Source organism: Shinella zoogloeoides, from assembly GCF_030733845.1.
GTDB classification, from domain to species: Bacteria; Pseudomonadota; Alphaproteobacteria; order Rhizobiales; family Rhizobiaceae; genus Shinella; species Shinella zoogloeoides_C.
Map to the genome: position 1 here is coordinate 2,713,557 of NZ_CP132311.1, position 26,888 is coordinate 2,740,444.

A 26,888-nucleotide genomic window follows, 5' to 3' on the forward strand; every position below is an offset into this window, starting at 1 on the left:
GTCCAACTTTCTCTATACCTCGTGTGGAAAGCTCTTGAAGGGTATCGAACTTGCGGCCCCTTTGTTTGAGTAGACCTAACGCGCTGAAATCGTTGAGCGTCGCGCAGTGGCTTATCTCTGTAGAAGGGCTGATATGGGGCCGTAAGAGGACCGTCCGGTTCTGGCGCGTGAACAGTCGATGGCGGACACGCCGGAGCGTACAAGAATGGCGGTTATTGGCTGGCCAACCGTCAGTCTCCTCCTGTTCGCAATAACGGAACTATCGTTGGACTCTTCGCCCCCAATCCAGGCGCAGCTGCGCAATTCGGGCAACGATGGGCAAGTCGTCTGCGGTGTCCCTCCAACTTGCTTCAGACCAGTGTCATGAGCCACCTTTCCGGCTGACCGCTTCCGTTTTTAATCGTGGCCGCAAATCGAGACCCTTAGCCAATAGCCTCACAGTGCCACCCAGCTCTTGCTGAAGCCGTCGAGCTTCAGCATCAAGGAAAGAGATCAGCATGGGCAGCGTCATCTGCGCATTAGTGTCCGGGTGCCTCCAGGTTCGATCCGAACTGACGGTGATCATCAAGCAACCGACCTTCGCATGTTCCGCCGCCATGTACTTGGTGAGCAATTGATCCTTGAGAGCGCTCCGTAAATCTGCAGCAGAACGGTCCTTTTCCCCAATCTTCAACTCGATCGTCGCTTGTTGCGGCGACGAGGTTGAACGGAGCCGGATGTCGGTTTCCTTCTCGTCGGCCGTCGCAGCTTCCTGATCAACGGTGTAGATGTGGTTGTTCATTGCGTTGAGCTCGCGGGCGATCGCTCGCCGCATCACTCTCTCATCCTCGATCAGCGCCCATTGCTCACGCGGCGAGGTATCTTGCAAAAGGGCGTCATCGATGTCGTCCAAGCGGTCACGGAGCAGCTGGTACATTGCATCGCGCGTGTTTGGCGGTGCTTCGCCATACGTATCCAATGTCTTGAACTCGCTCTCCGATAAGGTGGCGGCATCCGCCTCTTCTGCTGCCTTTTCTTCCGCCAAAATTCGCCCACGATCCGAGAAATGCGCGAATAGCGGGTCGTTGATCATCGCCATCTTTGTCGACCAGCCCTCGCTGCCGCTGAGATCGAGCACCGCGCCGAGCAGATTGTTTCGTGCATTTTCCGCGTTGTCGCGGGTGTCAGGGGTGTAGGCTCCTTCGTGCCGAACATCGTCTGATGGGCGCACGTGGCGATAGGCGAGCTTTGCCAGTCGCAATTGCACGGCGGGCGTAAATCCGGGCGCCTTCGGGTAGACAGCGCCCCCGTCATGGTCCCGTCCAAAGAGCCGGGCGAACCACCCGACCGCGACACTGTCCTTTTCCGGTTCGACATCGGTAAGACCGGCTTCCAAGATATCAGTTGCCCGCGCAGGGTTGAGCCGGAATAGCAAAGGTAACCAAGTCCCGGCCCCAGAAACGTTAAGGCCAGCCCCAAGGAACCGCGCTACCGCGCTTTCGAGAAATGCACGGTCATCCTCGTTTCCAAATTTTAGCATGATTTCGATGGCGTGGTCAGTGACCGTCTCCGACGCCCGCACATTGGAACCGCGGCCGCTTAGCATCGACTCCAACCACTGCCGCACGCGCGGCACGAAAACGGCTGCGATAGCGGGAGATGCGTACTTGATATCCTGAATCACGTGAGAGTGATCTTCATTGGAGGTGTCATAGAGCGCGAGGGTGATTTCTCTGCCTAAAACATTGTCAATTGCGGTGGGATGGGCACCTGCGAGCGCCTCCAGCCAGGACGGAAATCCATTGAGGTGGATCGGCGCGTAGCGGCAGGCGAGCTCAGCTTCTTCCGGCGAGAGCTTGGACGCCCAATCCGGATCTTCGGCTTCGGCCTCGATTGCCGCCAGCCCGAACTGCCATCGGACAAGAAACGTCCTCTTCTCACCGTCAGGTCGTTCACTTCGAAGCGTAGGGCGATCATTACGCCAGACCTTAAGCATCGAATTCCTTAGCTTATCGGCCACCTCCTTTCCAAACTGCTCTTCGATGAAGGCGCGGTTCCACCCGGCGGACCTGCTCTCGGAACCAGTCCGCTCCATCACGCGCCAAAGATTCCAGGCCGTGCCCGAGGCGCGGCTGTCACCGAAAAGTTGCTCGGGGTGGTCGATGATCTCCTGCCAGAAGGCGACCCAGCTTGCGTGTGCTTTAGCGCCATCACGCTCCTCCTTCTTTTGACGCCGCGCGTGGTTGCGTTCGAGGCGGGCCATTTCCTCGCTAAGAGGGCGGGGCTTCATTCTATCCTCAAGCATCGCCGTCAGCTCCGGCGAGTCCGATGTGAGGGGGCGGAGGTCCTCCAGCGGGGCTGGCGTTTCGCCACGCCGGTGCAACAGACCCGTCATCAAAGCCCATAGCATCATCTGACGGTGGACCAGCGGCTCGTCAGGATTGGAAAGTCGACGACTCACCCATTCCAAGTCCGAGTCTGGCGTTAGGGTCAGCCCACCATCATGGGAAATCGTATAAAGCCGGTGCCATGGGTCCGGCTCCGGATGCAGAGCGGCCAAGAACGCATCCTCCTTCCAGAAGGCCTCTTCCCTAGCTTCTGTCGGCAAATTGGCGATCACCTTTGTGAGCGGCGCGGGGCGATCATCTGAACTGTGGCGGCCGTCGTTTAGCCGTAACGCTAGGAGGGTGGAGCGTAGCCATGCCGAAGTGCGAACCCCGAGATGCGCTTGGCGGCCACACGCTGCGAGCAGCGCCTCAAGTAGGTCTGGCCGGTTCGTTGCAACATGGGGATGCCGTGAAGGATCCCACGTCACCCCATCACCAACTAGCCGCGTCAGAAGCTCGCGCAAACCGTCGAGGTCGGCGTCTGCACTCTCCAGTCCCTCTATCATCTTCGGGAAGTGATAGGTCAGGTAGCCGACGGCGCCTTTACCTTCGCGCACCCGCACGAGAATTTTTTCGAGAGTAGCCAGCGGCAGGTGGTGCGGAAAGAGATGCGCAAAGCTTCGGCGGGTAACCTCGTCGTCCCAGAGATCAGGCATAGACCCCAGGCTCTCCGCGATTGCGGTGACCCGCGGATCGTCCAATGTCACAAGGACACTTACGGCCGTGCTCCGAAGGGTGGCGGGCATGCCCTGATCAAGCGCGACCTCATAGGCAAGGTCGGCGCATTCCGGTATGGGACCGGCAGCAATGAGGTCGAGTACCAGGTCACGGACCTCATGATTTGGCACACCAGCGTTCCAGTGCTGCTTGATCGTCTCGGCTAGATCGGGCGAGGCGAAACGGCGAACTTGAATGTGCGGGATGCTGAGCCCCCGCCATTCGCCTTCCCTGTATCTGGAGATGAATGCGTCCAGCGCGCGCATGCGCTGGTCAGGCCGAAGAGACTGAGGGTCGCCGAAATTCAGCATGACCGAGGGATCGCGGCTGACGATCTCATCGAATACACTGTCACGCCAAAGTGCGAGCCATGCCGCGACGGGACGCATTGACGGGCGTACCACGGGCAATCCTTGAGCTGTCTCCGTGAACAAAAATCGCTTGATCGACTTCATGGGAACGCCTTCCTGAAGAAGGGCTTCTAAACGCACCGCTGCGAGATACTCCAGCACGGAGCGGTGGTGGAAGCGAACTCGGCCGTAACTTGCGAAGCCAAAGAGCGGTCGCTCTAACAGTGTCTTTTGCTCGTCGGCTGAAGCCTCGGGGATTAAGCGCGATACATCGAGTGCAGACACGCTTGCCTCAACGTCGTCGGTGCTGGCGTCGTGCCGCAGGGTGAGCTTTCGCATCAAGATCGCAGCAAGAGCTAGGCGGCTCGCAAGCTGTTGGGCCTTCTGCAGGGAAAGGTTTGTCCGTTCCTCACGCTCGGCGTTTGGCTTCAGCTTTGTCGCAACGTTGGACTCGACTTGCTCGCGGTGGGTTCTGATGCGCTGGAGGTCGCGCCAGTCGGCACATAGTTCGACGAGGTCCTGGGGACGCTCGGCAAATTCCTCTGCATTCCGCCGTTCGATGTCCCGCAGAAGGTCATCAGGATTGCTAACATTCTGGGAGATGGCCAAGGCTCGCATCTGGCTTGTCGACAACGGCAGCAAGCCAACATTGGCCCACCCCTCATGATCGTTGTCATAATCGGTTTTTTGCGGGCGGTTGTGGCGCATCGCGATATCAGCAAATGCATTTGCCGATGCCGTAACCGTCTCACGCTTTGGGATCGGAAACTGGTCGACCATCAACTTCCGGTCGAGCGGTACCGGACGGCTGGTGACAATAATGCGGATACGGGCCAGCTGACCGTCGACAAGCTTTCTAAGCCTGCGCAGCGCAACGTCAAACTTGCCGCGTGTGAGCTTCAGCTCATCAATCGAGTCGAGAAAAAAAGTTGCTACGTCGGACTGGGCACGTTTCCAATATTCCAGCCGATCCAACTCGTCGCCAGAGAGCATGTCGTCAATTGGCGTCATCGCAAGGACCGATAAATCAAGAAAAAACGCTGCCTCGCCCTCGCTCCACAATTTCTGTTGCTGCGCGCGGCACTCATAGGTCTTACCCGACCCCGCTTCCGAGACGAGCAGCACCCGCCTGAAGGCAAGGAGGTCTTCCCATTTTAGCTCTTTTCGCCAGTACCCGCGGCGCGCCGTCGAAATCGCGGTTTCGAGATCGGCCACTTCCTCGTTCGTAAGACGGTAGAAAGTCCGCTCCACTGTTCCGCTATCTGTAAGAGAGGTACTCATTGGTGCACGCCCGTTGTCGGCCAAATTGAATTAGGTCGGGCCAGCCCGATCTGCAGCGTTCGGCCCACGGCCTTAGCTGCCCGCTGCAGCATGGATAGCGTCACTGATGGGTTGTTGGAGTCAAGCAGCCGGTCCGATTATCGACAGTCAAGTTTATAGGCGCGGCTGGGTAACCGATTAGGCTATGGCTCGCATCCCAAGGTGGGCAAGGCACGCATCCCAGGATGCAAGGTCGCATGCCAGCTCGATCGTGTAGATCTCTAGGCTGAGTGGCGGCGACGTCAGCTATCTGGAACTCGCGGAGCTTGATCGAACGACCGGAATGAAGGCGCAAAACGGTCACGAAAGAACGTCGATCGTTGTGCAGAGGCCAAAGCAACCATTTCCTTAGGCTCTTCTTCCCATTTTATATCGTGACGGTGTTTGCCCTTGACCACGAAGCATACTTCGTCATTGCTTGAGTAAACCAATACGGAGTTCATCATGCTTGGTTTGCGCAAATGGCCATGGGGCATCCTGCCCACCTACAACGGCTTCAGCCACGATGAGCGCGTCCGCGGATGGCAGCTGGTAGGCTGGTTCATCGACAATGGCTGGATGCCCAAGGCGACGCAGTGCTGCATCTCCGGCGCGACGGAGCGGGTGCAATATCACAGCGAGGATTATTACGGCTGGACGCCATATGCCTTGAACCAGCAAGTCCATTTTGCCCTGCACCAACGCTTCAATCGCCCCAAACGGTGGCTGGAGCTGGTGGAGCGATATGCCATGACCGGAAATGAATGGTTTGCCAACCTCGCGATGGAGCCGATCGACGTAGCCGGATCGTTGCGGGCGAGCCAGGGTGCAGGTGTCGTCGATATCTTTGCGCGGGCGCCGGTGCCGAAGGACGTCACAATCCCCAGGCACCAGATCTATACAAGATCAGAGACCTGACGCGCCGCAAGCCGGCTCACTTGAGCGTCTTCAACGCCTCGATCTGCTGGAGCGCGATGCTGACGGCCGTGTCGCTCAGCCCTTGCACGACGGTCACCAGCCTTGCCTCGTTGTCGGCCCGCTCGCGCGACACGTTGCGGGCATCTTTTGAGGCTTCGATCACCTCGACCGTCGGCAGGTCGAGCACCCGCGCCAGATCGAGCAGCGTATCGAGCGCTGGCAGTTGCTTGGCGCGCTCGATATTCGAGATGCTTTCGGGCGTCTTACTGATGCGGGCAGCCAGTTCCTCCTGCGACCAGCCTCTTGCCATGCGCGAAGCCTTGACCCTGGAAGCGATGATTTGTCTGAGCCTGTCCGTCATGGCGCGAAGATGACTTCGACAATTCGACTTGACCATGAAGTGAACTTGAGCATTGGTCACAACCATGAAGTCGACTTCATCAGGATGGCGACTGACGAAGTTTATGGAGGTTCCGCCATGCCCGAAACGACGAATTGCCCTCAAGCGCTGGAGATCGTGTGATGCAAGCGCTCCTGCTTCCAAGTGTCGATCAGGATACGATTGGGCCGGCAGGACCTCCAACCGCCCTCCCCTTCAGCCGCCGGACGCTGTCTTCCGTTCCAGGCGGCTATGACGAGAAGTGGCTGCAGGAACTGCTGTTTGCCCATCCCGCGCTGATACCGCTCGAGCTCATCGAACCGGGTGCCGGAGACGTCGTGCCGCTCTGCCGCGAACTGACGCTGAGCCGCGAGGGCGGCGTCGTGTTCCTCGACCTGCTCTGCGCCACCCGAAGCGGACGCCTGATGCTGATCGAATGCAAGCTGTGGCGCAATCCCCAGGCGCGCCGCGAGGTCGTCGCGCAGATCCTCGAATATGCCGCGCTTCTCAAGGGCTGGAGCTACGGCGACCTGACGGCTCGCCTGAAGCAGCAGCGGCGCTGGCAGGGTCCAAATCCGATCTTCGACCATGCCCGGACCCTGTGGCCCGATCTCGACGAGGCCCGCTTCGTCGATGGCGTCTCGCGCTCGCTCGCCACTGGCGACTTCCACCTGGTCATCGCCGGTGACGGCATCCGCTCTGACGTCGAGGCTTTGGCCGGCCATATCAACAGCAGCAATATGGGCTCGGGCCGCCTCAGCCTGCTGGAGATCCAGCTGTGGGGTTCGCCGCGGGGCGATACGATCGTCGTGCCCTGGGTGCCGACACGCACCGAGGTGATCGAAAGCCGGGTGATCGTTGCCGAAGACGGCCGGACGCTTCCGGTCAAGGATGTGCGGGTGGACGGCGTGCTGGTGGATGGCGCGGGCGCGAGAGGCCATGGCGCAAGCGATGCCGATCAGATCGTCGATCCGGCAAAGGCGGCGCAACGCGACCACAACAAGGTGTTTTGGGACCGCTTCATAGTGGAGACCCGCTTCGACCACCCCGAACAGCTTGCGCCGACCCACGGCGGCAACAACTGGGTTCGCATACCGCTGGAATCGCCGGTGCGTTGGCTGACGGCCTATCGTGCGAGCAACGACGTGATGGGCATTTTTGCCCGACTCACCGACGAGGCCGGCCGGCAGCTTGCAGCCATGCTGGACGATCAGATCGAGGGACTGCGCACGGAAAGCGGATTGCCGCTGGAGATCAAGATCCAGTCCGAAGAGCCCTTCAAGGCCGATCTGTCGGTCACGCAATCGACCGCCGGGCTTGGGGAGGACGAGCAACTCGGATGGCTCTCGGACACGGCAAACCGTCTGGTGACGCTTCTGAGACCAAAACTCTCCGCCTGGTCGGCGGCGCAGAGCGCAAACCAGGGGGCTGCGGCATGAGCGCGGATGAGAGCGCAGGCGGCACGACCAGCGACAAACAAATGCAGGTCGCGCTCGCCGTCGCGATGGAACCCGACCTTCGTGCGCTGAAAGGCCTGACGACGGTCCTGCGTTATCTCAGCGAACGCGCACCGTCCGAGCTGATCGAACCGGCCGCCCTTGCCGCCCTGATCGTTCCCGCCGAAGACGCGGTGGACCGGCTCCTTGCCTTGAGGCAGGCCGGGACCCGGGAAGATGAAAAGGGCCGCCGTTGAACCCGGCGGCCCTTTATGCTGGTGCGCGAGCGCTGCCTAATAACACCTAGCGGCGCGCCGAACGGCCCGGATAGGGGTCGGTAAAGGCGCGGCCGAGCCGCCAGCCGAACATCAAGTCGAGGAACTGCGTCATGCTATCGACCTGGTCGTCGTGGCGTCCGTTCGGGAACGCGAGGCATTCACGGCGGAAATCGGCCAGCCAATCGGCTTGCTCGGGCATGTGGAAGTTGACGTCTTTCAGCCGTGCGATCTGCGTCTCGAAGCGGATCTGCTTGTCGAGGCGCGGCGTATAACCGACCGGAGCGCCGCGAAACGCATTCTCGCGCGTGAGCTCGCGGATGAGGACGATGCCCGTATTGGCACGTTCGATGATGACCCGATCCGCGTTCCAGCGATTGCGCAGCTGGATGACCCGTCGCTTGAGGTCGCCATAGTCGAGGCGCTGGCGAAACACGTCGAGCAGGAACCAATTGTTGCTGTCGAGTGCTCCCCAGGTGGTGCAGACCGAATAGTCGCTGTGGGGAAGCGCCGTCATGCCGGTATCCCAGCTCTGTACCACCATGGCGAACTCAGTCCGCTCGGGCGCCTCCTCATAGGTGTGGAAGTCACCCCAGCTCATGCGGTTGCCGCCGGGCGGCGTCGGATCCTGGAGATATTGCGCAGAAAACACCATCGGCCCGAGTTCGGCGCGCACGCGGTTCAGGACCTCGATCGGTTCCTGCTGCGGGAACAGGACATCTCCGACAGCACGATACTTGACCCGCCCCTTGCCAAGCGCAATCTCCTGCGGTTCCTGCGCGATCGCCGGCAGGTTCAAATGCCGGTATTCGCCGGTCGAAAGGAGATAGGAGGCGACATCGCCCTCATGCAGACGCTGCTGGATGGAAACGACCCTACCGTCTCTCTTGCTGTCGAAGCGCGACAGGAGCGTGCCGCTCACGAAGTCCTCGGCCCGCCGACGCTCGGGCTCGGACTGGGCATCGGCCGCCTTCATCAGGTCGTCGATGATGATAACGTCGGCGCCGCGTCCGGTTACGGCGCCTCCGACGGACGTCGCCTTCATTCCGCCGCCCCGCGTCGTCACCAGCTCCGAACCCGAGATGCGCGCGATCTGCGTTGCGGGGAAGAGCGCCTGGTAAACCGGATGCTCCATGACCCGGCGCAGATCGGCAAAGATGCTGCGCGACAGGTCGTGGCCATAGGTCGCCAGGATCACCTTGGTCGAGGGGTCATGGCCGAGCAGCCAGGCGGTAAAGCCGATCGAGGTGCAGATCGTCTTGAGATGGCGCGGCGGGACGGTGATCAGCAGGCGCCGGTTCTCGCCGCGGTAGACGCATTCCAGCTCATGACACATGGCCTCGACATGCCAGTTGTCGATGAACGAGATACCCCGCGGCTCATGCAGAATGTCGAAGATGCGCCAGACGAAGAGGTGAAAGGAACTGCGGCAGGCATGGAGCAACTGCTGCGCGTGCCACTGATCCATCTGAAGAGCATAGTTGCCCCCTGCCCGTTGCGGCTCACCCGGACCACCAAGGTGGTCAGACGATATCGTCATCGTCGTCCTCCTCGCCGATGGTCTCATCGCCGTCGTCATCATCTTCAAGGGGACCGCCCGATTGCTCGACCTGATCCATGTCATGGTGCGGCGCCGGGAGGCCGAGCGCTTCGAGCAGCTTGGCGATCTGATCGTCCGATACACCGGCCTCGCGGTAGAGATCGGCCTGATAGCGGGCGAGGATGTGCTTGTCGCTCGGCGTGAGCGAGGGCGCTGAGGATATGTGCTGACGCTCCTCACTGCCACTACCGGCAGCATCGGGCTCCTGAAGCTTTGAAGCCAGGTTGATCACCTGCGCGGCAGCGCGCGGATCCCCTGTCATGAACTTGACCATCAGCTGCTGCAGCCCGATCTTGAACTGCGGCATGCGCTTCTTCTTGCCATCGATCGTCACCTCACGCGTCTTGAACAGCTCTTCCCTGATGAGTGTCTTGGTGTTGCGCGACCCCTTCGGCCGGCCCGGCGGGTGGCCGCACTGGCCGGGCTGGAAGCGCGTATGCACGGGCGGCTTGCCATAGCCCACCTCATAGTCAGCGGACCGGCTCTGGTCCCGCTTATGCTTCTGCTTCTGCTTCTTCGCTTTGCCCGGCGCGCTTTCCGCCGGCATCGCCTTGGCCTTACCAGTCTCGGCGCGAACGCCCTGCTGATCGTCTTCGATCTTACGGACGGGCCTGGTGCGACGGCGCACATTCGCCACCGCCTCATCGAGGCGTGCCTGTTCTTCGGCGGTCGTGAGCTTTTTTCTGGAATTCGACATTGGATTGAACCTCGATTATGCGTTTGCCGCCAGGCCATGGCCGGAGCGGGTGCGGGCGCGGACAGTGAGCGGCGCGTCGGACGGAGCTTGTTTAAAACGGCTCTGGTCGATAGTTCCGTCCGTGGGGTCAGTCGATGTCTCGAAGCGACGCTGGCTGAGCTGCACATAAGTCAGGCCGGTCTCGGCATGGACCGCCTCAATGCCGGTATAGGCCTCGTAGCGGCGCACGATCGTATCGACGTAAAGCGGGTCGATCTCGACGCCGCGGCAGATACGGCGGCACGTCTCGGCGGCCATCAGCGTCGAGCCGGAGCCGAGAAACGTGTCGAGCACGATGTCGTTCTGGCGTGTGACATCCTTGATCGCCTCGACCAGCAGGTTTACCGGCTTGACCGTCGGATGCAGCTTCAACGCTTCGTCGCGGTTCTTGCCGAAGGACGCCATGCCCGGATGGTCCCAGACATTGGTGCGGTAGCGGCCATTCTTGCCGAGTTCGACATTGTTGAGATGGGGAGCGGTGCCTTTCTTGAACACAAGGCACAGTTCATGCTGCGAGCGATAGAGGCTGCCCATGCCGCCCGTGCCCTTGTTCCAGACGCACAGATTGATCTGGACGAGGTCGGCGGCCTCGAGAGCCGCCATATAGGCGCCGTGGCCGCGCCAGTCCATAAAACCGTAGAGCAGGCCCCCGTCCACCAGATAGTCCGCCGCGTTCTGCGAGGCCGTCTTCAGGAACTCGAAGAACTGCGGCTTCGACATCTCGCCGGACGCCATGGCAAACTCGCGGTGCTTCACCTTGCCGAGGCCGCCGACAAAACCGTTGACGCGAACATTGTAGGGCGCGTCCGTCAGAACCATCCTTGCGCGATCGTCGCCCATCAGCCTTGCCATGACACCCTGCTCCAGCGCGCTGCCGCAGATGAGCTTGTGCGGGCCGAGCAGCCAAATATCCCCCAAACGCGAGACCGGCGGACCGCCCTGTTCCTCCGGCAGGGTGTCTGCCGGATCGACTTCATCATTGGTTTCGCCCTTGGCCTCTGCGATCAACAGATCAATCGTCGGCGCATCGAAGCCGATCGCATCCATGTTGAACTCGATCGAAATGAGGTCGGTAAGCTCGATGCTGAGCTCCGGCAAATCCCAGCCCGCGAGTTCGGCGATACGGTTGTCGGCGATCTTATAGGCCCGCTTCTCCTCCCTGGTCAGATGATCGACGCGCACGGCCGGCAGGCTGGCAATGCCGAGACGCCGGGCGGCTTCCACACGGGCATCCCCGGCAAGCACGGCATTGTGCTCATCGGTCACGATCGGGTTGAGAAAGCCGAATGTGTTGAAGGACCCCATGATCGCCGTGATCTGGCGTTCGTCGTGGGTGCGGGTGCGCCGGGGATGTTCCTTCAGCGTGTCGAGCGCAATCATGGTGACGCGATCGACGATAGTTTTGTTGAATGCCGCGATATCCGACGGCAGAGAAGCGTGCTTGCCGATCGCGGCCTTGGGCTTGGTCTTGCTCTTCAGGGATTTGAGGAGCGGGTCGTTCGTCTTGGGCATAAGGCACTCCAATAGCGTTGCGGCGGCGGACATGGTCCGACCGTCGCCGGCAGAAGCCGGGTGATTATCTGGGGACGTCAGTGCCTTTTGGCGCCGTAGTAAACGTCATCGACGTTAGGAACGGACAAGACCCGATCGGCCGCAAGGGTTTGGACCTCACGGTTGATCATGGACTATCAGCGCCATGCGTCATTGTCAATAAACCATGTAAAAACAAATAGATGACGAACCGATCCTTTGGCAGGGCGCGCTGCCAAAGGATGTTTCCAGGCCTTTGAAAATCTTTGTAATTCGACTGGACTTGGGCACCAAAGGAAGCATTGCTGTGGTTATCGAAAGCGACTGAACCCCTCGCGATCATCCGCCCGCCGCCTGCGGGCTTCAGCCAGTACGAGGGCCCGGATTGGCCGGCCTTCCGAACCCGGAGCGATGATCATGACGAAGACGAATCAGACCAGCCGCAAAGCCAAGGCAACCGAAGCCAAGGACACCACCACAACCCCGGCGGTTCTGCCAGAGACGGTCGCATCATCGCCAGCCACCATCGTGACAGCAAAGGCCCCCACGAAGGCGGACAAGGTGATCACGATGCTCCGCGCAAAAACCGGCGCGACAATTGCCGAGATCATGGCCGAGACGAACTGGCAGGCGCATTCAGTCCGCGGCTTCCTCTGGGGCACCGTGAAGAAGAAGCTCGGCCTTACGACGACGCGCAACGAGGATGTCGATGGTCACCAGCGCTATAGGATTGTCGAACCAGCATGTGATCCAATGCCGCAGGCAGCAGCCCTGACGGATGTGGAAACGGACAAAGCATCGGCGACAGCCAACCCTGATGCGCAAACGAACGAGGCTTGATCGATGGCCGGCAACAGGGAGACAATCGAAGAAAAGGTCGCCGCCCTCGGCGACCTCCCTCGCGAGGAGCTTATCGCCCTCTGGCGCAGGAATTTTGGAACAGCACCACCCAAGGGCGTCCATCGCGAACTCCTGATCCGAGCAGCTTCCTTCCATTTGCAGCAGAAGCATTCTGGCGGACTGTCCGGCGAGGCCAAACGGCTGCTGAAAGTCGCGATGCGGGAAGTCGGGAAAGCCAAGACGTCCCGCGAGAAGAGCGACGAGACGGTAAGGATCGATATCACAGCGCAGGGGGCAAGGCAGGCTGCCGTAAAAGCATCGCCCGCCGAACGCCGCCCGGCCCTGCCTGGCGCTCGCCTGATCCGCGATTGGAACGGCAGCAGCCATGTCGTCGATGTGGTCAACGGCGGCTTCATCTATGCCGGCAGCCGCTACCGGTCCCTGTCAGGAATCGCCCGCGAAATCACCGGCACGAACTGGTCAGGACCGAGGTTTTTTGGGCTATGAGCGCCATCCCCAAACTTCGCTGCGCGATCTACACCCGCAAGTCCACCGAGGAAGGTCTCGAACAGGCGTTCAATTCCCTCGACGCCCAACGCGAAGCCTGCGAGGCCTATATCGTCTCGCAGGCCTCCCTTGGATGGAAGGTTTTGCCCGAACTCTATGACGATGGTGGAATCTCTGGTGGCACGCTGGAGCGTCCTGCCCTGCAGCGCCTTCTTCACGACATCAAGGACCGAAAGATCGACGTGGTGGTCGTTTACAAGATTGACCGCCTGACCCGCGCCTTGATGGATTTTTCCCGGATCGTCGAGATCTTCGACAGTCATGGCGTCTCCTTCGTCTCTATCACCCAGCAGTTCAACACCACGACATCGATGGGACGGCTGACGCTCAACGTGCTCCTTTCCTTTGCCCAGTTCGAACGCGAGGTCACCGCCGAACGCATTCGCGACAAGGTCGCCGCCTCGAAGAAAAAGGGCATGTGGATGGGCGGCAATGTTCCGCTCGGGTATGAGCTCAAGGATCGCAAGCTGGCCATTGACGAAGAAGAGGCAAGGACCGTCCGATGGCTGTACCTGCGGTATCTAGATCTCGGATCGATGCGTGATCTGTCGATCGAAGCGCGCACCGCCTGTCTGTACCGACGCCCAACCCGACGGGCCAGCGGATCGGCCTTCGGACGCGGCAATCTCCACCATCTTCTTACCAACCCGATCTATGTCGGCAGGATCCGCCACAAGGGTGCGGTCTATAGCGGTGAGCATCCTGCCATCGTCGATGAGGACGTCTTTAATCGGGTGCAGGCGATGCTGACCCAGCAGAGCCCGAAGCGCCGCTCGGCAAAAAGCCATCGCGACATTCATCTTCTTTATGGCCTACTACGCGATGATGCAGGTCAGACGCTCGCGTCGACGCATGCAAACAATCATGGCAAGCGGTATCGCTACTATGTCTCGCGCGCACATAACGGGAAAGAAAGCGGACAGACCGATAAAACCAATCTGCCAACCGTCTGGCGATTATCGTCGACGATGATCGAGCCGCTCGTCGAGCGGCAGCTTCATGCCATCCTCTCAGACAAGAAACGGCTGGCAGACTGGTGCGAAGATGCTGGATCAGCAACACGGCTTGCCGATGTGCTGACCGCAGCCGCAAAGCTGAGCACCCAGTATAGCGAGCATGAGGGTCACGTTGAGAAGCAGGGTATCCTGCGAACGGTCTTTGCCGGTATAACGCTTCGAACCGATGCGATAATCTTCGAAATCACCTCAGGCGGGCTAATCTCGATGCTGCTGGATGGAACCGCAGATCAAAAGAGGCCGGCGCAGCCCCATCGTGGCGCCGATGATACGGTCACCATCACCGTCCCGGTCATCCTAAAACGTCGCGGTGTCGAGGCGAAGATTATTCTAGAAGACAGCCTGGTCGCCCCTCCCCAAAAAGATCCGATGCTGATCGCAATGGTCGCAAAGGCGCATCTTTATCTTGAAGCGTTGACTGATGGATCCGGGGCCGGTCACACCGAAGTCGCCGGTCGTCTGGGCATCCATGGTCCCGACATCAGCCGCATCCTACCCATGGCTTTCCTAGCGCCGAAGATTACGGAAGCGATCCTAACCGGAAGACAGCCGGCCGATCTGACTATCGCCAAACTCACCAGGATGCTCGATCTGCCGATGAGCTGGAATGAACAAGCGGCTCTTCTCGGTTCTTGAAACCAGCGAGACACAGCAAAAGACATGCGGCTCGTTTCTTCGGAAATGAGCCGCATCTCGTGTGCGTCCGCTAGCTGACGATGGTCCGTCGCCAACGCCTGGACCAATCAGGACAAGCGAACCTGTCTCACGAAACCCGCGGCCAGCGGTTCAAAACTTTTGGCTGGCGGAATAGGCAATCTGAGACGCCGCGGCGAAAAGGCGAGAATGAGCAACCAGAGACCAGGAAGTGACGGAGAATGCCGCGTCATTGCCTGCGCAAGTCTTTGAAAATAAAATAAAATTCTCGATATGACAAACGGTTAAGAGTTTGGGTGGACCGTTTGGTAGCGGAGGAGGGATTCGAACCCCCGACACAAGGATTATGATTCCTCTGCTCTAACCTACTGAGCTACTCCGCCGCCCGATGGGACAATCGAGAACGATGTCCATTTCCGTCCGGTGCGCGGCTTATAAGGCGCGGTTCCCGCGGGTGTCAAGCGAGGCTCCAAGAAAAATCGCTTTATCCGCAAAGGCTTTGCCGGGCGCGGCTTTTCAGGCCGCGACCGGGGTTGAAAGAATGCGCTTCAGCGCATCCTCGGCAGCCGCTTCCCGCTCCGAGCGCAGGATGAAGCCGCCGCCATAGATGCGGGCGTCTTCGCCCTCGCCGGAATAGAGCGCACAGGCTTGGCCGGGTGCGACGCCGGGTTCACCCTCTTCCAGTTCCACATAAATGCCGCCAGCGCCGGACTGCAGACGTGCCGGGCGCGGCGGGCGCGTGGAGCGCACCTTGGCGAAGCAGTCGAAACCGCCGGCAGCCACCGCCGCCAGATCGCCGTCGCCCAGCCAGTTGATGTCGCGCAGGTAAAGGCGCTTCGTCTCCAGCGCTTCCTTCGGGCCGACGATGACGCGGCGCGAGCGGGCATCGAGGTAAACGACATACAGCGGCTCGCCGGTGGCGATGCCGATGCCGCGGCGCTGGCCGATCGTATAGTGCAGGATACCCTCGTGCCGGCCGAGCACACGCCCGTCCATATGCACGATCTCGCCGGCAAGCGCCGCATTCGGCTTCAGCTTGTTGACGATGTCGGAATATTTGCCCTGCGGCACGAAACAGATGTCCTGGCTGTCCGCCTTCTTGGCGACGACCAGGCCCATATCCTCGGCGAGCGCCCGTGTTTCGGCCTTGGAGAGATGGCCGAGCGGGAAGCGCAGGTAGTCGATCTGCTCCTGCGTCGTCGCGAAGAGGAAGTAGCTCTGGTCGCGCTCCGCATCGACCGGCCGATAAAGCGCGCGGCGCTGCGGCGCGTCGGGCGTCGGGTTCGGGCGCGAGCGGATGTAGTGGCCGGTCGCCAGCGCGTCCGCGCCGAGCTCCTTGGCCGTGGCCAGGAGATCGGCGAACTTGACGGTCTGGTTGCAGGCAACGCAGGGGATCGGCGTTTCACCCGCGATATAGCTTTCGGCGAACGGGTTGATCACCGTTTCGCGGAAGCGCTTTTCATAATCGAGAACATAGTGCGGAATGCCGAGCGTTTCGCAGACGCGGCGCGCGTCGTCGATGTCCTGCCCGGCGCAGCAGGAGCCGGCGCGGTGCACCGCGGCGCCATGATCGTAGAGCTGCAGGGTGATGCCGAGGACGTCATAACCCTCGCGTTTCAGGATTCCGGCCACGACGGAACTGTCGACGCCGCCCGACATGGCGACGACGACGCGGGTATCTTCCGGCTTGCGATCGAAATCGAGACTGTTCACGCGAGGTCCGTTCCGGTGCTGCATGGTTCTGGCGCAGGCCACCTTTGACTGGGGCCGACATCGGCCGTTGCGGCGCTCGACAACCGGCAGAGCGCCTTTCCGGGCGACATATAGAAACTTGCCGCACCGAGGGCAAGAGAAGGCCCGGAAACCGGCGGTCAGATGAGCCGGAGACGCAGTGCCACGGCGATCGCCTGCATGCGGTTGACGGCCTTGAGCTTGCGGGTCGCGCTCTTGAAATAGCTGCTGACCGTATAGACCGAAATACCGAGGATGGTGGCGATCTCGTCGCTGCTCTTGCCCGCCGCGGCCCAGCGCAGGCACTCGACCTCGCGGCTGGAGAGTTTTTCGCGGCTCGCGGTCGCGGCCACGAAGGTCTTTTCCAGGCATTCGAAAAGCTGGAGGGCCGAAAAATGCAGTTCCGACAGTTCCGGCCGGGCCAGCGGCGTGCGCGTGCCGGAAAACACCATCAGATAGGGATCCGAGGTCGTGGAATGCAGCAGGAACGCCGTGGAAGCCGAAAGGCCGTGGCTTTCGGCAAGCGCGACGGCCTCGCCGGCCTGCGCGCTCTCCCAGTCGGCCGGGGCGAGAAGCGCACTGTCGCCCTGCACCGGCAACTTGGTCATGCCGGTGTCGATCGCCAGCCGGCTGACATGGAACAGGTTCATGGCATCGTATTTGCGCACCAGATCGGCCGGCCAGTTGCTGACGAGCAGGCGCTCGGAGAAGCGCTGCTGCTCGTTTGCCGGAAAACGAGACACCAGGAAATGGCTGAAGCGGAAGTGCTGGGCGCACTGGCGCATGAGGTGCAGGACTTCGTATTCGGTCTGCACGGATTCGATATTGGCCGAAGACAGGAATTCAGGCGACCAGCCCTGCCGCAGGAGCATGTTGTCTGGATCTCTCATTTCCGTTTCCAAAAGCCGGCGGGAGGTGCCGGACTCGTGTGTGTATTTTCGGTCCGGAAATTTTCAGGCGCACCCTTCAGGCAGGCGGCGCAAAAAACGCCGCGGAAGCCATATCCCGATGGGAAACAGCTCGCGGAGGGAATTCATTTGGATGCGTCCTGGAGGCTTCCGGTGGCATCGACCCGATGCCGGCCTCCGAATTTTGGCGCGTATTAGCAGTATTTGAATAAAATGGAAATGAAATATTTGCATGGCTCCCATGCCCTTCGCGCGCGGGAAAAGCCGACAAACGTAAGGGGAGGCAGCGCGTCGCGCGGAATGACTGCTCCGCCGAAGCCGCTCAAAAGATTAGAAAATTGTTAGCATGCGCTTAGGCAAATCTTAAATGTGGCGGGCTACAGTTCCGCCATATGGTCTTGAGTTTATGTAGAGAGTCCAATGACCGAACTGATACGACCCCGCGTTAAATACGTCATCGGCCCCGATGGCAGCCCCCTGACGATCGCCGATTTGCCGCCTGCCAATACGCGGCGCTGGGTGATCCGCCGGAAGGCAGAAGTCGTCGCCGCCGTACGCGGTGGCCTCCTGAGTCTCGAAGAAGCCTGCGAACGCTATACGCTGACGGTCGAAGAATTCCTGTCCTGGCAGTCTTCCATCAACGACCATGGTCTCGCCGGGCTGCGCACCACGCGCATCCAGCAGTACCGCCACTAGCTTTTCCTTTTTATATCAAGACCCTGCGGCCGCTCAACGCGGCCGCAATTTCATTTGCAGAAGGCCGGTCATGATCGCCGAGGCGGCATAGAACCAGAGACCCGGCTGCGTGAAGGCCGAGGCCATGCCGCTGGTCTTCGCCGCGACGATGACCAGCGCGACCAGCATCACATCCATCATCGACCATTTCCCGAGCACCGGCAGCAGCCGCGCGAGGAAACCCGCCTTGCCGTCCGGCTGCGGCGGCGCGGTCGCCTCCAACGCAATGCCGAACAGCTTGACGATCGGAAAGACGATGGAAAAGAGGCCGACCAGCACCGCCAGCCCGCCGTACCCCTGCCCCCAGAGCGAGAGGACGATGTCGATCAGCGAGGGCGTCTCGCTGAAGAAATAAAGCTTCTCGAAGCGCACGAGCGGCAGAACGAGGCCGAAGGCAAGGCACAGCGCGGAGAGAACGAGAAGGGCGGGAACGACAAGAATCATGAGGCACGACGCGGTTTCGACTGACCTTCCTTAACATCCGCGGTATCCCGATGCAGCACGGACTGTTCACCTCGGCGCGGCTTGCGGGCGCGGGCGGGACAAGAAAGGATGGCTCCAACGCAACACGGCGCAACGCAACACGGCAAGGAGCATCGCCATGGACATCCTGCACGAAGACAACGGCTCGAAAGGCCGCTACCACACCACCGTCGAGGGGCACGAGGCGGAGGTGACCTATTCGCGCGCTTCGCCGCAACTCGTGATCGTCGACCATACCGGCGTGCCGGATGCGCTGCGCGGCAAGGGCGTCGGCCAGGCCCTGGCGGCCCATGCGGTGGAGGATGCCCGCAGAGGCGGCTGGAAGATCATGCCGCTCTGCCCCTTCTTCCGGGCGCAGGCGATGCGCCACAAGGACTGGCAGGACGTCGTCAATCTCTGAGAACGGCAGGCAACGCGAAGAGCCCTCGTGAGCGGTCTTCCGGCCGCTCGCGAGGGTTCTTCAAATCTTAGCCGATCAGGCGCGCATCCGGACCGCGTTGTCCCGCTCTTCCAGCGCCGAAGCCTTGGCGAATTCCGCCTCCGCCTCTTCCAGCGCCAGTTCGGCCGCATCCTGCTGCACCTTCAGTTCCCGGATGGAAACCTGGAGGTTGTCGGAGCGTTGCCGCGCCGCCTTGGCAAAGGTGGGATAGGCAAAATGGCCGGGATCGGTGATCCCCGACTTCTTTTCCTCGATGGCGATCTGGCTTTCCAGCTCCTTCGACATCCGTTCGAATTCGGACATCATCAGCTGCAGCTGGGCCAGTTGCCGTCTTTTGTCTTTCACCTGAAATTCCTTCAGGCGAACTAGGCTCTCACGCGACTTCATACGCAATACTCCCGTGGATAGCGAGACCCCGGCATTGGAGCGAACAGCCACCGAAACAAGATGGCCGAGCGTTCGCCCCGCATTCCAAATCAGTGCCCGAAGCACGGCCTTCACCGCGCGCCGGAAACCGGCATTCACACCCGTAGCCCGGCAAAACCTGCCGAACCGTAAAAAAAATTCAGCGAGATTAATAAAATCCTACCGCTGGTAACCTTTCGTTTACGGGCATCGTTAATCATAGGTTCGATGATTTAAGGCTCGGTAAATACGGTTCGCTAAAAAAGAGGTGGGTCGCATTGATGAGTCGAAAGAGTCGGTTAGGAATGTTTCTTAATGTAGAAAATTAAGAGATACATTTCCGATTTATGTGTGAAATCAGGAGTCTGCCTAAAATAATTAACAGATCGATACACCTTGCCAAAGTGAATCAGGATTTGTTAACCATTTCGTGGCAGCCTCCAAATCAGGCAACGACTGGATCCGTATCGCGTAGGGGGCCAGGAACCTTGGGCGGCGGAAAAGGGGACAGATATGCGGGTTCTACTCATTGAGGACGACAGCGCGACGGCGCAGAGCATCGAATTGATGCTGAAGTCCGAAAGTTTTAATGTGTATACCACCGACCTCGGCGAGGAAGGTGTCGATCTGGGCAAGTTGTACGATTACGACATCATCCTGCTCGATCTGAATCTCCCCGACATGTCGGGTTACGAGGTTCTGCGCACGCTGCGCCTGTCCAAGGTGAAGACGCCGATCCTCATCCTCTCCGGCATGGCCGGCATCGAGGACAAGGTTCGCGGTCTCGGCTTCGGCGCCGACGACTACATGACGAAGCCGTTCCACAAGGACGAGCTCGTCGCCCGCATCCACGCCATCGTGCGCCGCTCCAAGGGCCATGCCCAGTCGGTCATCTCGACGGGCGAGCTCATCGTCAACCTCGACGCCAAGACGGTCGAGGTCGGCGGCCAGCGCGTGCACCTGACGGGCAAGGAATACCAGATGCTCGAGCTGCTTTCGCTGCGCAAGGGCACGACGCTCACCAAGGAAATGTTCCTCAACCACCTCTATGGCGGCATGGACGAGCCGGAACTGAAGATCATCGACGTCTTCATCTGCAAGCTGCGCAAGAAGCTCGCGAACGCCGCCGGCGGCGCGAACTATATCGAGACGGTCTGGGGCCGCGGCTACGTGCTGCGCGAGCCCGATGGCGACTATCTCGAAAGCGCCTGACAAGCCGGGCTCCCTCCCCTTACGCGAAAACATCCGACCCGCCGCTTGCCGGCGGGTTTTCTTTTGCCCGGAGCGCAGCGGGCCGCCCCCGCCCGAAAGCAAAACGCGGCCGGCTCCTGCGAGCCGCCGCGTTTCCTGTTCAATTCAATTGTCGGTCGTTTCAGGCAGCGATCGAGAGGCTGCCGAAGACCTGGGTCAGGATCTTGCGATCGAACGGCTTCAGCAGGAAGTCGTCCGCCCCGGCACGCTTGCCCATCATCATCTTCTTGAGATCCGCCTCGACGACGCAGTAATAGATGCGCACCGACTTGCCCTGCGGCAGGTTGCGGATGTTGCCGATCAGCTCGAGCGCACCGTCCATGGTCGAATCGACGATGAGAATGCTGGGCAGGTCCGCCTCGCAACGCACCAGCGCCTCGAGCGAGCTCGAGGCTTCCAGCACGACGAAATCGAAACCGGAAAGAATACGCTTGCCGACCTTGCGGACGACATCGGACGCGTCGGCGATCATCAATCGCTTCATTGGCTGCTCCTAGGTCTCCCGCTCGCAAAGCGGGAACGATACAGGATGCAACTCTACCGGCGACTGGCAAACAAAGGGTTAGCGGCCATGGTTAACGAACCCTGACCGCTTCTATCTTACTCGGTAGCGGCAGCCATGCGGGCCGTGAAGACGATCTCTTCGGGGCTGACGGCGACATCGAGTTCCATGCCGGCCTCTTCGGCAAGCAGCACCGTGTAGTAGGGCTGGATGGAATGCGCGTCGACCTGCTCTTCCGGCGTGCCGGAGAGGATTTCCGAGAACTTCGGCGGCACCCGCAGCATGCGGCCTTTCACGGCCAGCTTGAAGGTTGCGTCGAATTCCGGATTGTCGAGCGCCACGTCGATCGAGCCGCCGCGCGGAATGGCGCCATAGGCGATGAGGAACAGGTTGAGCAGCAGCTTGACCCGGTTCTTCGCGACGATGGCGCGCGGGCCCGACCAGGTGATTTCCGTCTTCTTTTCGGCGGCGGCGAAATCGCGCGCGGCCTTTTCGGCCTCGCCCGTATCGATCGAGGCACCGACCGAGCCGGACGCGCCGAAGGCGAGCCGGGCGAACTTCAAGCGGACCGAAGCGTTCAGCGCGCTGGTGCGGATGAGGTCCATCGCCTCGGCATCGGCGCCGCCCTCATCGAGCAGTTCGAGACCGTTGTTGATCGCGCCGACGGGCGAGATGACGTCATGGCAGACACGGCTGCAAAGAAGCGCTGCCAGATCGGGACCGGCCAGCGTAAGGTTCAGATTTTTAGCCATAAAATTCTCCCAGATCCACGCATTGTTTCATCGCGGGACGCCTAGCGAAAGGCGCACGCGGGGACATTCCGCGCGACGCATAGCACGCCTGAATTGCGCGAGGCGTGCTCGATTTAAAGACAGCCATAATGACACCACATTTGGTAAACCGATTGTTAATATCATCGGATCAAATTGCGCATGAAACGGGGCCGAGTCATAGGGAAGGCGAACGGACATGGGTATTTCAAATCCGGCGAAGATGGCTTTCAGGATCGCCGCGGCGGTGTTCGTCGCGCTCCTTCTGGCATTGCCGGCCAGAGCGCAGCAGAGCGGCAGCCAGTATTCCATGCAGGAGATCGTCGACGCCGGCCACGGCTTCTTCGGCGAAACGTCCGGCGGCCTTGCCAAGCTGGTCGAGCGCGCCTTCGAATCCTATGGCCTGCCGAACGGCTACATCCTCGGCCAGGAAGGCTCCGGTGCGTTCGTGGCGGGCCTGACCTATGGCGAAGGCACGCTCAATACCAAGAATGCCGGCCAGCATTCCATCTTCTGGCAGGGCCCCTCCCTCGGCCTCGACTGGGGCGGCCAGGGCAGCCGCACGATGATGCTCGTCTACAATCTGCCCGACGTGAACTCTCTCTACGACCGTTTCGGCGGCGTTTCGGGCTCGGCCTACGTGATTGCCGGCCTCGGCATGCAGGTCAACGTCAACCGCGATATCGTGCTCGTGCCGATCCGCACCGGCGTCGGCGCCCGTCTCGGCATCAATGCCGGCTACCTGAAGCTGACGCGCGAACCGACCTGGAACCCCTTCTGATCGGCCCTGGCGCCCACGCGATCGAATGAACCGGCCGCCTCGCCCGTCAGGTTAACCGAAAGTTGATTTCGCAGGAACGCCCCCTGTGCAAGCTCGAACGAGCCGCTATAGTGCGCTCGTTCGAGATCCGTTTTGGGCCATGTTTGGAACGAGTTGACCCGTGATCGAGTATGCTCTCCTCTTCGCGCTCGGCTTTCTTGCTGCCACGCTGACCGGCTTGCTCGTCGCGCCGGCGATCAAGGAGCGCATCGTCAAGTTCACCGAGGCGCGCATGCGCGCCACCATGCCGCTGAGCCCGCAGGAAGTGCGCGCACAGAAGGACATGGCCCGCGCCGCCTATGCCGCCGAAAACGCCCGCCTTTCGCAAAGCGTGCGGCGCGAGCGGGAAAAGCACACGCTGGAAATGGTCAAGAACGAAAAGCTGCTTGCCGGAGCGGCGGCGATCGGCACGGAAAATGCCGAACTGCACGCCCAGATCGCCGACATGAATATCGAGGCCGGCGACATGCGCTCGGTGATCCGGCGCGAGGAGATGAAGAGCGAGCAGTTGAGGACAGCGCTTGCCGCCGCCGACCGCGATGTCCGCGCGAAGGCGGCGGATATCGAGAAGCTCAACGGCAGCATCAGCCATCTGCGCGCCGACATCGACAACATGAAGATCGATCTTGCGACCCGTGACACGGCGCTGGAGAACCTCAAGAGCCGCATCGGCAACCTGAAGGACGAGCGCGACAAGCTGCGCGAGGACCTGAAGGCGGCCAGCGAGAAGGCGAAATCGTTCGAAATCCGCCTGACGCGCGAAGAGACCCGCGTGCGCCAGCTCGAAACGAGGCTCACGCGGGAACTTGCGGGCAATGCCGACAAGGACAATGCGATCGAACGGCGCATCGCAGAAATCGGCCGCCTGCGCGAAAAGGTGAAGACATTGACGGCGGAGAACAAGGAAGTGGCGAAGGGCGCCCGCTCCACCGGAATTGCCCGGACGATCCCGGCCGGCAAAACGCCGCCCCGCCGCACGGAGACGATCCAGCCGGTGCCGCCCATCGACATCGCCGCCCTGGAAGAGGACGTGCGCAACCAGGGCACCGCCCTGACGGAGCGCCTGCTCGCCGCCAGGACCGACACCAATGACGGAGCGTTGCGCGAGGAAATGGCCGATCTCGCCAGCAAGATGATCGTGCTGACCGCCGCACGCGAGGGCGCAAGCTCGCCGGTGCACGAACTCATCGCCACGCTCGATCCCGCCCTAGACGGCGACGACCGCAGCCTTGCCCAGCGGGTGCGCGAGCGGATCGGCCGCGACGAGGCCTGACCCGAACGGAGCCGCACGATGAAGGCACTGATCCTGGCGCTCGCCCTCGGCCTCACGGGCGCAAACGCTCCCTCTCCCAAACAGGAAGCGACCGTCGCCGGCCAGTATTGCGGCCGTCTTTGGAGCAGTGGCGCGCTTGTCCAGGTGGAAACCGACTTCACCGTCGAAAGTGACGGCCGGCTGAGCGGCACCTATCGCTTCGCCGACTATGGCGGCATGACGCCCGGCACCCTGGCCGAAGCCGCACCCGTGACGGGTCTCGCGCACACGCTCGACTGGCAGGACAAATACGGCAGCGGCAAGCTTTCCATCACCTTCAAGCCGGACTACAGCGGCTTTACCGGTACATGGCAGGACCGGACCAGGACGCCGAACGAATTGTGGGACGGCGTGCGCTGTTGAGCGGCCTCAGCCGACACGTTCCATGGCAAGCGCGATCTGGTAGAGCGCGATGCCGCTCGCCGTCGCGACATTGAGGCTGTCGAGGCCCGGGCGCTGCGGGATGCGCGCCGTGCGGAACGACGACAGGATGACTTCCGGCAACCCTTCACCTTCCGTGCCGAGCACCAGCGCGATTCGCCGCGCCGCTGGAATAGATGCGACCGGCACGTCGCCGCGCGGCGAAAGCCCCCATATCTCGAAACCCGCCTCCGCCAGCCCCTGCAGCATCACCACCGCCGAGAGGCCACGCGAGAAGGGCACCGTCAGCACCGAGCCGACCGATACGCGCACTGCCTTGCGGTAGAGCGGATCGCAGGAGGTTTCGTCGAGGAACACCGCGTCCGCACCGAAGGCGGCGGCGTTGCGGAAGATCGAGCCGACATTGTCGTGATTGGAAAGGCCGCAGCCGGCGAGCACGAGGCTCGTTTCCGGCAGGCGCCCGAGAAGCGTCGCGCCGATTTCCGCCGCCGGCTTGCGGCCAAGCGCCAGCACGCCGCGATGCATGTCGAAGCCGGCAACCGCGTTGAACACCGCCTGGGAGGCGACATAGACCGGCACGGTCTGCGGGAAGGAGGCCAGCACGTCGGCAACACCGGCAAGCCGGTTTTCGAGGAGCAGGATGGCTTCCGCCGCAAAACCGTTCCCGAGTGCCCCGGCCTCGCCGAGCATGCGCAGCACGACCGTGCCTTCGGCGATGAACAGGCCGTCGCGGCCGGTCAGGTCCCGCTCGCGGATCGAGACGAAGCCGGCAATGCGCGGATCACCGGGATCGTCGATACGGACGGGATCGGCCGCCATGCCGGTCAGTTGCCCTTGACGTCGATCTCGGCGACGGTGCGCGCGGTGGCGATGTCGAAGAGGAAGGCCTTGCGCACGCCATCGGCCATCACGCCGTAGAACAGGATCTGCCCGCCCGCCTGGGAGACGGCCGAAACGGCAAAGCCGTCGGGCAGCGTCGCGGTCGCCTTGACCGGCGCGTCGCTCGGCACGGCAAGACCGCCCGCGGCGGAGGCGACGGCTTCAGGCTTGCCATCGCGCGTGTTGATCTTATAGACAATGGCCGCGAGCACCGCCATGAACATCAACAGCATGATGCCGCCCGACACGAGTTGCAGGCGCATCATCTTGCGGCGAACATTTTCCATCACGGGGTCGAGCGGCTTGTCTTCCTGATCGTCGGTTTCGATGTTGGACATGGCAGGCGCCCTTCCGGCAATGAGTAGAATTGAACGATGACCGACCCCTTTAAAGAAGCCGAGGCCACAAGAAAAGTCCTGACGGCGCCGGAAGACGCGGAAGGACGCATCGACGCCTGGCTCGCCGCGATGCTTGCCGACGATTTCTCGCGCAGCCGCATCAAGGCGATGATCGAGGAGGGCGCGGCCAGCGTCAACGGAGCGGTCATGACCGAGCCGAAGCGCAAGGTGCATCCGGGCGACGTCATCGAAATCACCCTGCCGGCGCCGCGCGACCCCGAACCGCAGGGCGAGGACATCCCGCTCGAGGTGCTCTACGAGGACGACGACCTTATCGTGCTCGTCAAGCCCGCCGGCCTCGTCGTGCATCCGGGCGCCGGCAACTGGACGGGCACGCTCGTCAGCGCGCTCATCCACCACTGCGGGACGAGCCTGTCCGGCATCGGCGGCGTACGCCGGCCCGGCATCGTGCATCGGCTCGACAAGGAAACGAGCGGCGTGATGGTCGTGGCCAAGAACGACATCGCCCACCGCCACCTCTCCGACCAGTTCGCCGACCATGGCCGCACCGGCCCGCTGGAGCGCGCCTACCAGGCGATCGTCTGGGGCCGCCCGCGCCAGTTGAAGGGCACGATCGACGCACCGCTCGGCCGCGGCACGGACCGCACGAAGCGCGCCGTCAAGCGCGAGGATGCCGACGACGCACGTGAGGCGATCACCCACTACGAGGTGGTCGAGCGCTATGGCGAGCGGGAGGACGGCACCAGCCTCGCCTCGCTGGTCGAGTGCCGGCTCGAGACCGGCCGCACGCACCAGATCCGCGTGCATATGGCCCATGTCGGCCACCCGCTGATCGGCGACCCGGAATATGGCGCCGCCTTCAAGACCAAGGCGAACCGGCTGCCCGACGAGGCCCGCATGGTGGTCGACGGTTTCCACCGGCAGGCGCTGCATGCCTTCCTGCTGCAGATCGAGCATCCGACGACGGGCGAGACCATGCATTTCGAGGCCCCGCCCCCGAAGGACCTGGAACAGCTGATCACGGCGCTGCGGGCGATCGACGACCCCGCCAGCCCTTGATTTTCCGGTAAAAGACACCACTTTAGCAGCGTGTCGCAAAGTCCATCCACCTTGCCCGCCTTCACGCAGCCGTGAAGCCCGCGGTGCCTTGAACCATTGTTTCGCCATACCTATCTGTATGATCAGTGGGGTCGCCATGACCCACGGGGAGCATGGTTGCTGACGGGGATC

The 26,888-nt window shown here is 61.5% G+C and carries 26 protein-coding genes and 1 tRNA gene; 13 read left to right on the top strand and 14 right to left on the bottom strand.

From position 1 onward, the window contains the following. Positions 1–361: 361 nt before the first annotated feature. Positions 362–4,648, bottom strand: coding sequence for a hypothetical protein (locus Q9316_RS14430; RefSeq protein WP_306032279.1), 4,287 nt, complete (start codon positions 4,646–4,648; stop codon positions 362–364). A gap of 549 nt (positions 4,649–5,197) precedes the next feature. Between Q9316_RS14430 and Q9316_RS14435 the strand changes: the two genes are divergently transcribed. Beyond that, complete coding sequence (locus Q9316_RS14435; protein WP_306032280.1) at positions 5,198–5,650, top strand: hypothetical protein; 453 nt, start codon at positions 5,198–5,200, stop codon at positions 5,648–5,650. A gap of 16 nt (positions 5,651–5,666) precedes the next feature. Here the strand turns inward: Q9316_RS14435 and Q9316_RS14440 are convergent, their stop codons facing one another. Beyond that, positions 5,667–5,960: a helix-turn-helix transcriptional regulator gene (locus tag Q9316_RS14440; RefSeq protein ID WP_306032281.1), complete on the bottom strand. Its 294-nt coding sequence runs from the start codon at positions 5,958–5,960 to the stop codon at positions 5,667–5,669. A gap of 212 nt (positions 5,961–6,172) precedes the next feature. On the opposite strand from Q9316_RS14440, the gene Q9316_RS14445 reads away from it, so the two are divergent. Beyond that, the gene (locus Q9316_RS14445) at positions 6,173–7,468 is read left to right on the top strand and encodes a hypothetical protein (RefSeq protein ID WP_306032282.1); all 1,296 of its coding nucleotides are present in this window, start codon (positions 6,173–6,175) and stop codon (positions 7,466–7,468) included. Beyond that, entirely contained in the window at positions 7,465–7,722 is a 258-nt protein-coding gene (locus Q9316_RS14450) for a hypothetical protein (RefSeq protein WP_306032283.1), read from the top strand. The genes Q9316_RS14445 and Q9316_RS14450 overlap by 4 nt, the downstream gene beginning before the upstream one ends. A gap of 46 nt (positions 7,723–7,768) precedes the next feature. Here the strand turns inward: Q9316_RS14450 and terL are convergent, their stop codons facing one another. From terL to Q9316_RS14465, 3 genes are read right to left on the bottom strand one after another with little or no spacing between them, the layout of a single operon-like run. Continuing rightward, positions 7,769–9,280: a phage terminase large subunit gene (gene terL / locus Q9316_RS14455; protein WP_306032284.1), complete on the bottom strand. Its 1,512-nt coding sequence runs from the start codon at positions 9,278–9,280 to the stop codon at positions 7,769–7,771. Further along, positions 9,264–10,037, bottom strand: a complete 774-nt coding sequence (locus Q9316_RS14460; RefSeq protein WP_306032285.1) for a DUF5681 domain-containing protein — start codon at positions 10,035–10,037, stop codon at positions 9,264–9,266. The genes terL and Q9316_RS14460 overlap by 17 nt, the downstream gene beginning before the upstream one ends. Before the next feature lie 15 nt (positions 10,038–10,052). Next, a complete protein-coding gene (locus Q9316_RS14465; RefSeq protein WP_306032286.1) occupies positions 10,053–11,588 on the bottom strand; it encodes a site-specific DNA-methyltransferase in 1,536 nt (511 codons plus the stop codon). 435 nt (positions 11,589–12,023) lie between these two features. Here Q9316_RS14465 and Q9316_RS14470 point away from each other — a divergent pair, with 435 nt between their 5' ends. The 3 genes from Q9316_RS14470 to Q9316_RS14480 are packed head-to-tail and all read left to right on the top strand — an operon-like array spanning position 12,024 to position 14,665. Beyond that, entirely contained in the window at positions 12,024–12,446 is a 423-nt protein-coding gene (locus tag Q9316_RS14470) for a DUF3489 domain-containing protein (protein ID WP_306032287.1), read from the top strand. Positions 12,447–12,449: 3 nt separating this feature from the next. Further along, on the top strand, positions 12,450–12,953 hold the full coding sequence (locus Q9316_RS14475; RefSeq protein ID WP_306032288.1) for a DUF2924 domain-containing protein: 504 nt from the start codon (positions 12,450–12,452) through the stop codon (positions 12,951–12,953). Beyond that, positions 12,950–14,665, top strand: coding sequence for a recombinase family protein (locus Q9316_RS14480; protein ID WP_306032289.1), 1,716 nt, complete (start codon positions 12,950–12,952; stop codon positions 14,663–14,665). Before Q9316_RS14475 ends, Q9316_RS14480 begins: the two co-directional genes overlap by 4 nt. A gap of 324 nt (positions 14,666–14,989) precedes the next feature. Here Q9316_RS14480 and Q9316_RS14485 read toward each other — a convergent pair. The 3 genes from Q9316_RS14485 to Q9316_RS14495 form a co-directional block, all read right to left on the bottom strand. Continuing rightward, a tRNA-Met gene (locus Q9316_RS14485) sits at positions 14,990–15,066 on the bottom strand. 133 nt (positions 15,067–15,199) lie between these two features. Continuing rightward, positions 15,200–16,420 (bottom strand): tRNA 2-thiouridine(34) synthase MnmA, encoded by a 1,221-nt coding sequence (gene mnmA / locus Q9316_RS14490; RefSeq protein WP_371877917.1) that lies wholly within the window; start codon positions 16,418–16,420, stop codon positions 15,200–15,202. A gap of 134 nt (positions 16,421–16,554) precedes the next feature. Further along, positions 16,555–17,304 (bottom strand): helix-turn-helix transcriptional regulator, encoded by a 750-nt coding sequence (locus Q9316_RS14495; RefSeq protein ID WP_306032290.1) that lies wholly within the window; start codon positions 17,302–17,304, stop codon positions 16,555–16,557. A gap of 438 nt (positions 17,305–17,742) precedes the next feature. Between Q9316_RS14495 and sciP the strand changes: the two genes are divergently transcribed. Next, positions 17,743–18,018: a CtrA inhibitor SciP gene (sciP, locus tag Q9316_RS14500; protein ID WP_007769470.1), complete on the top strand. Its 276-nt coding sequence runs from the start codon at positions 17,743–17,745 to the stop codon at positions 18,016–18,018. Positions 18,019–18,051: 33 nt separating this feature from the next. On the opposite strand, the gene Q9316_RS14505 is transcribed toward sciP, so the two are convergent. Beyond that, positions 18,052–18,501 (bottom strand): paraquat-inducible protein A, encoded by a 450-nt coding sequence (locus Q9316_RS14505; RefSeq protein WP_306032291.1) that lies wholly within the window; start codon positions 18,499–18,501, stop codon positions 18,052–18,054. Between the two features lie 157 nt (positions 18,502–18,658). Here Q9316_RS14505 and Q9316_RS14510 point away from each other — a divergent pair, with 157 nt between their 5' ends. Next, positions 18,659–18,940: a GNAT family N-acetyltransferase gene (locus tag Q9316_RS14510; RefSeq protein WP_306032292.1), complete on the top strand. Its 282-nt coding sequence runs from the start codon at positions 18,659–18,661 to the stop codon at positions 18,938–18,940. A 75-nt stretch (positions 18,941–19,015) separates the two neighbouring features. On the opposite strand, the gene Q9316_RS14515 is transcribed toward Q9316_RS14510, so the two are convergent. Next, positions 19,016–19,366, bottom strand: a complete 351-nt coding sequence (locus tag Q9316_RS14515; protein WP_119256749.1) for a flagellar export protein FliJ — start codon at positions 19,364–19,366, stop codon at positions 19,016–19,018. 531 nt (positions 19,367–19,897) lie between these two features. Between Q9316_RS14515 and ctrA the strand changes: the two genes are divergently transcribed. Continuing rightward, positions 19,898–20,596 (top strand): response regulator transcription factor CtrA, encoded by a 699-nt coding sequence (gene ctrA / locus Q9316_RS14520; RefSeq protein WP_064331096.1) that lies wholly within the window; start codon positions 19,898–19,900, stop codon positions 20,594–20,596. 160 nt (positions 20,597–20,756) lie between these two features. Here ctrA and Q9316_RS14525 read toward each other — a convergent pair whose 3' ends face one another. Then, a complete protein-coding gene (locus Q9316_RS14525; protein ID WP_306032293.1) occupies positions 20,757–21,119 on the bottom strand; it encodes a response regulator in 363 nt (120 codons plus the stop codon). Positions 21,120–21,235: 116 nt separating this feature from the next. Then, the gene (gene chpT / locus Q9316_RS14530; RefSeq protein ID WP_306032294.1) at positions 21,236–21,889 is read right to left on the bottom strand and encodes a histidine phosphotransferase ChpT; all 654 of its coding nucleotides are present in this window, start codon (positions 21,887–21,889) and stop codon (positions 21,236–21,238) included. Positions 21,890–22,106: 217 nt separating this feature from the next. Between chpT and Q9316_RS14535 the strand changes: the two genes are divergently transcribed. The 3 genes from Q9316_RS14535 (at position 22,107) to Q9316_RS14545 (ending at position 24,402) form a co-directional block, all read left to right on the top strand. Continuing rightward, positions 22,107–22,688, top strand: a complete 582-nt coding sequence (locus tag Q9316_RS14535; protein ID WP_306032295.1) for a DUF1134 domain-containing protein — start codon at positions 22,107–22,109, stop codon at positions 22,686–22,688. A gap of 160 nt (positions 22,689–22,848) precedes the next feature. Beyond that, positions 22,849–24,000: a hypothetical protein gene (locus tag Q9316_RS14540; protein ID WP_306032296.1), complete on the top strand. Its 1,152-nt coding sequence runs from the start codon at positions 22,849–22,851 to the stop codon at positions 23,998–24,000. An 18-nt stretch (positions 24,001–24,018) separates the two neighbouring features. Continuing rightward, complete coding sequence (locus Q9316_RS14545; RefSeq protein ID WP_306032297.1) at positions 24,019–24,402, top strand: hypothetical protein; 384 nt, start codon at positions 24,019–24,021, stop codon at positions 24,400–24,402. 6 nt (positions 24,403–24,408) lie between these two features. Here Q9316_RS14545 and Q9316_RS14550 read toward each other — a convergent pair whose 3' ends face one another. After that, the gene (locus Q9316_RS14550; protein WP_306032298.1) at positions 24,409–25,239 is read right to left on the bottom strand and encodes a TrmH family RNA methyltransferase; all 831 of its coding nucleotides are present in this window, start codon (positions 25,237–25,239) and stop codon (positions 24,409–24,411) included. Positions 25,240–25,244: 5 nt separating this feature from the next. Beyond that, positions 25,245–25,637, bottom strand: coding sequence for a hypothetical protein (locus tag Q9316_RS14555; protein WP_306032299.1), 393 nt, complete (start codon positions 25,635–25,637; stop codon positions 25,245–25,247). 36 nt (positions 25,638–25,673) lie between these two features. Between Q9316_RS14555 and Q9316_RS14560 the strand changes: the two genes are divergently transcribed. Beyond that, on the top strand, positions 25,674–26,717 hold the full coding sequence (locus tag Q9316_RS14560; RefSeq protein WP_306032300.1) for an RluA family pseudouridine synthase: 1,044 nt from the start codon (positions 25,674–25,676) through the stop codon (positions 26,715–26,717). Positions 26,718–26,888 lie beyond the last annotated feature (171 nt).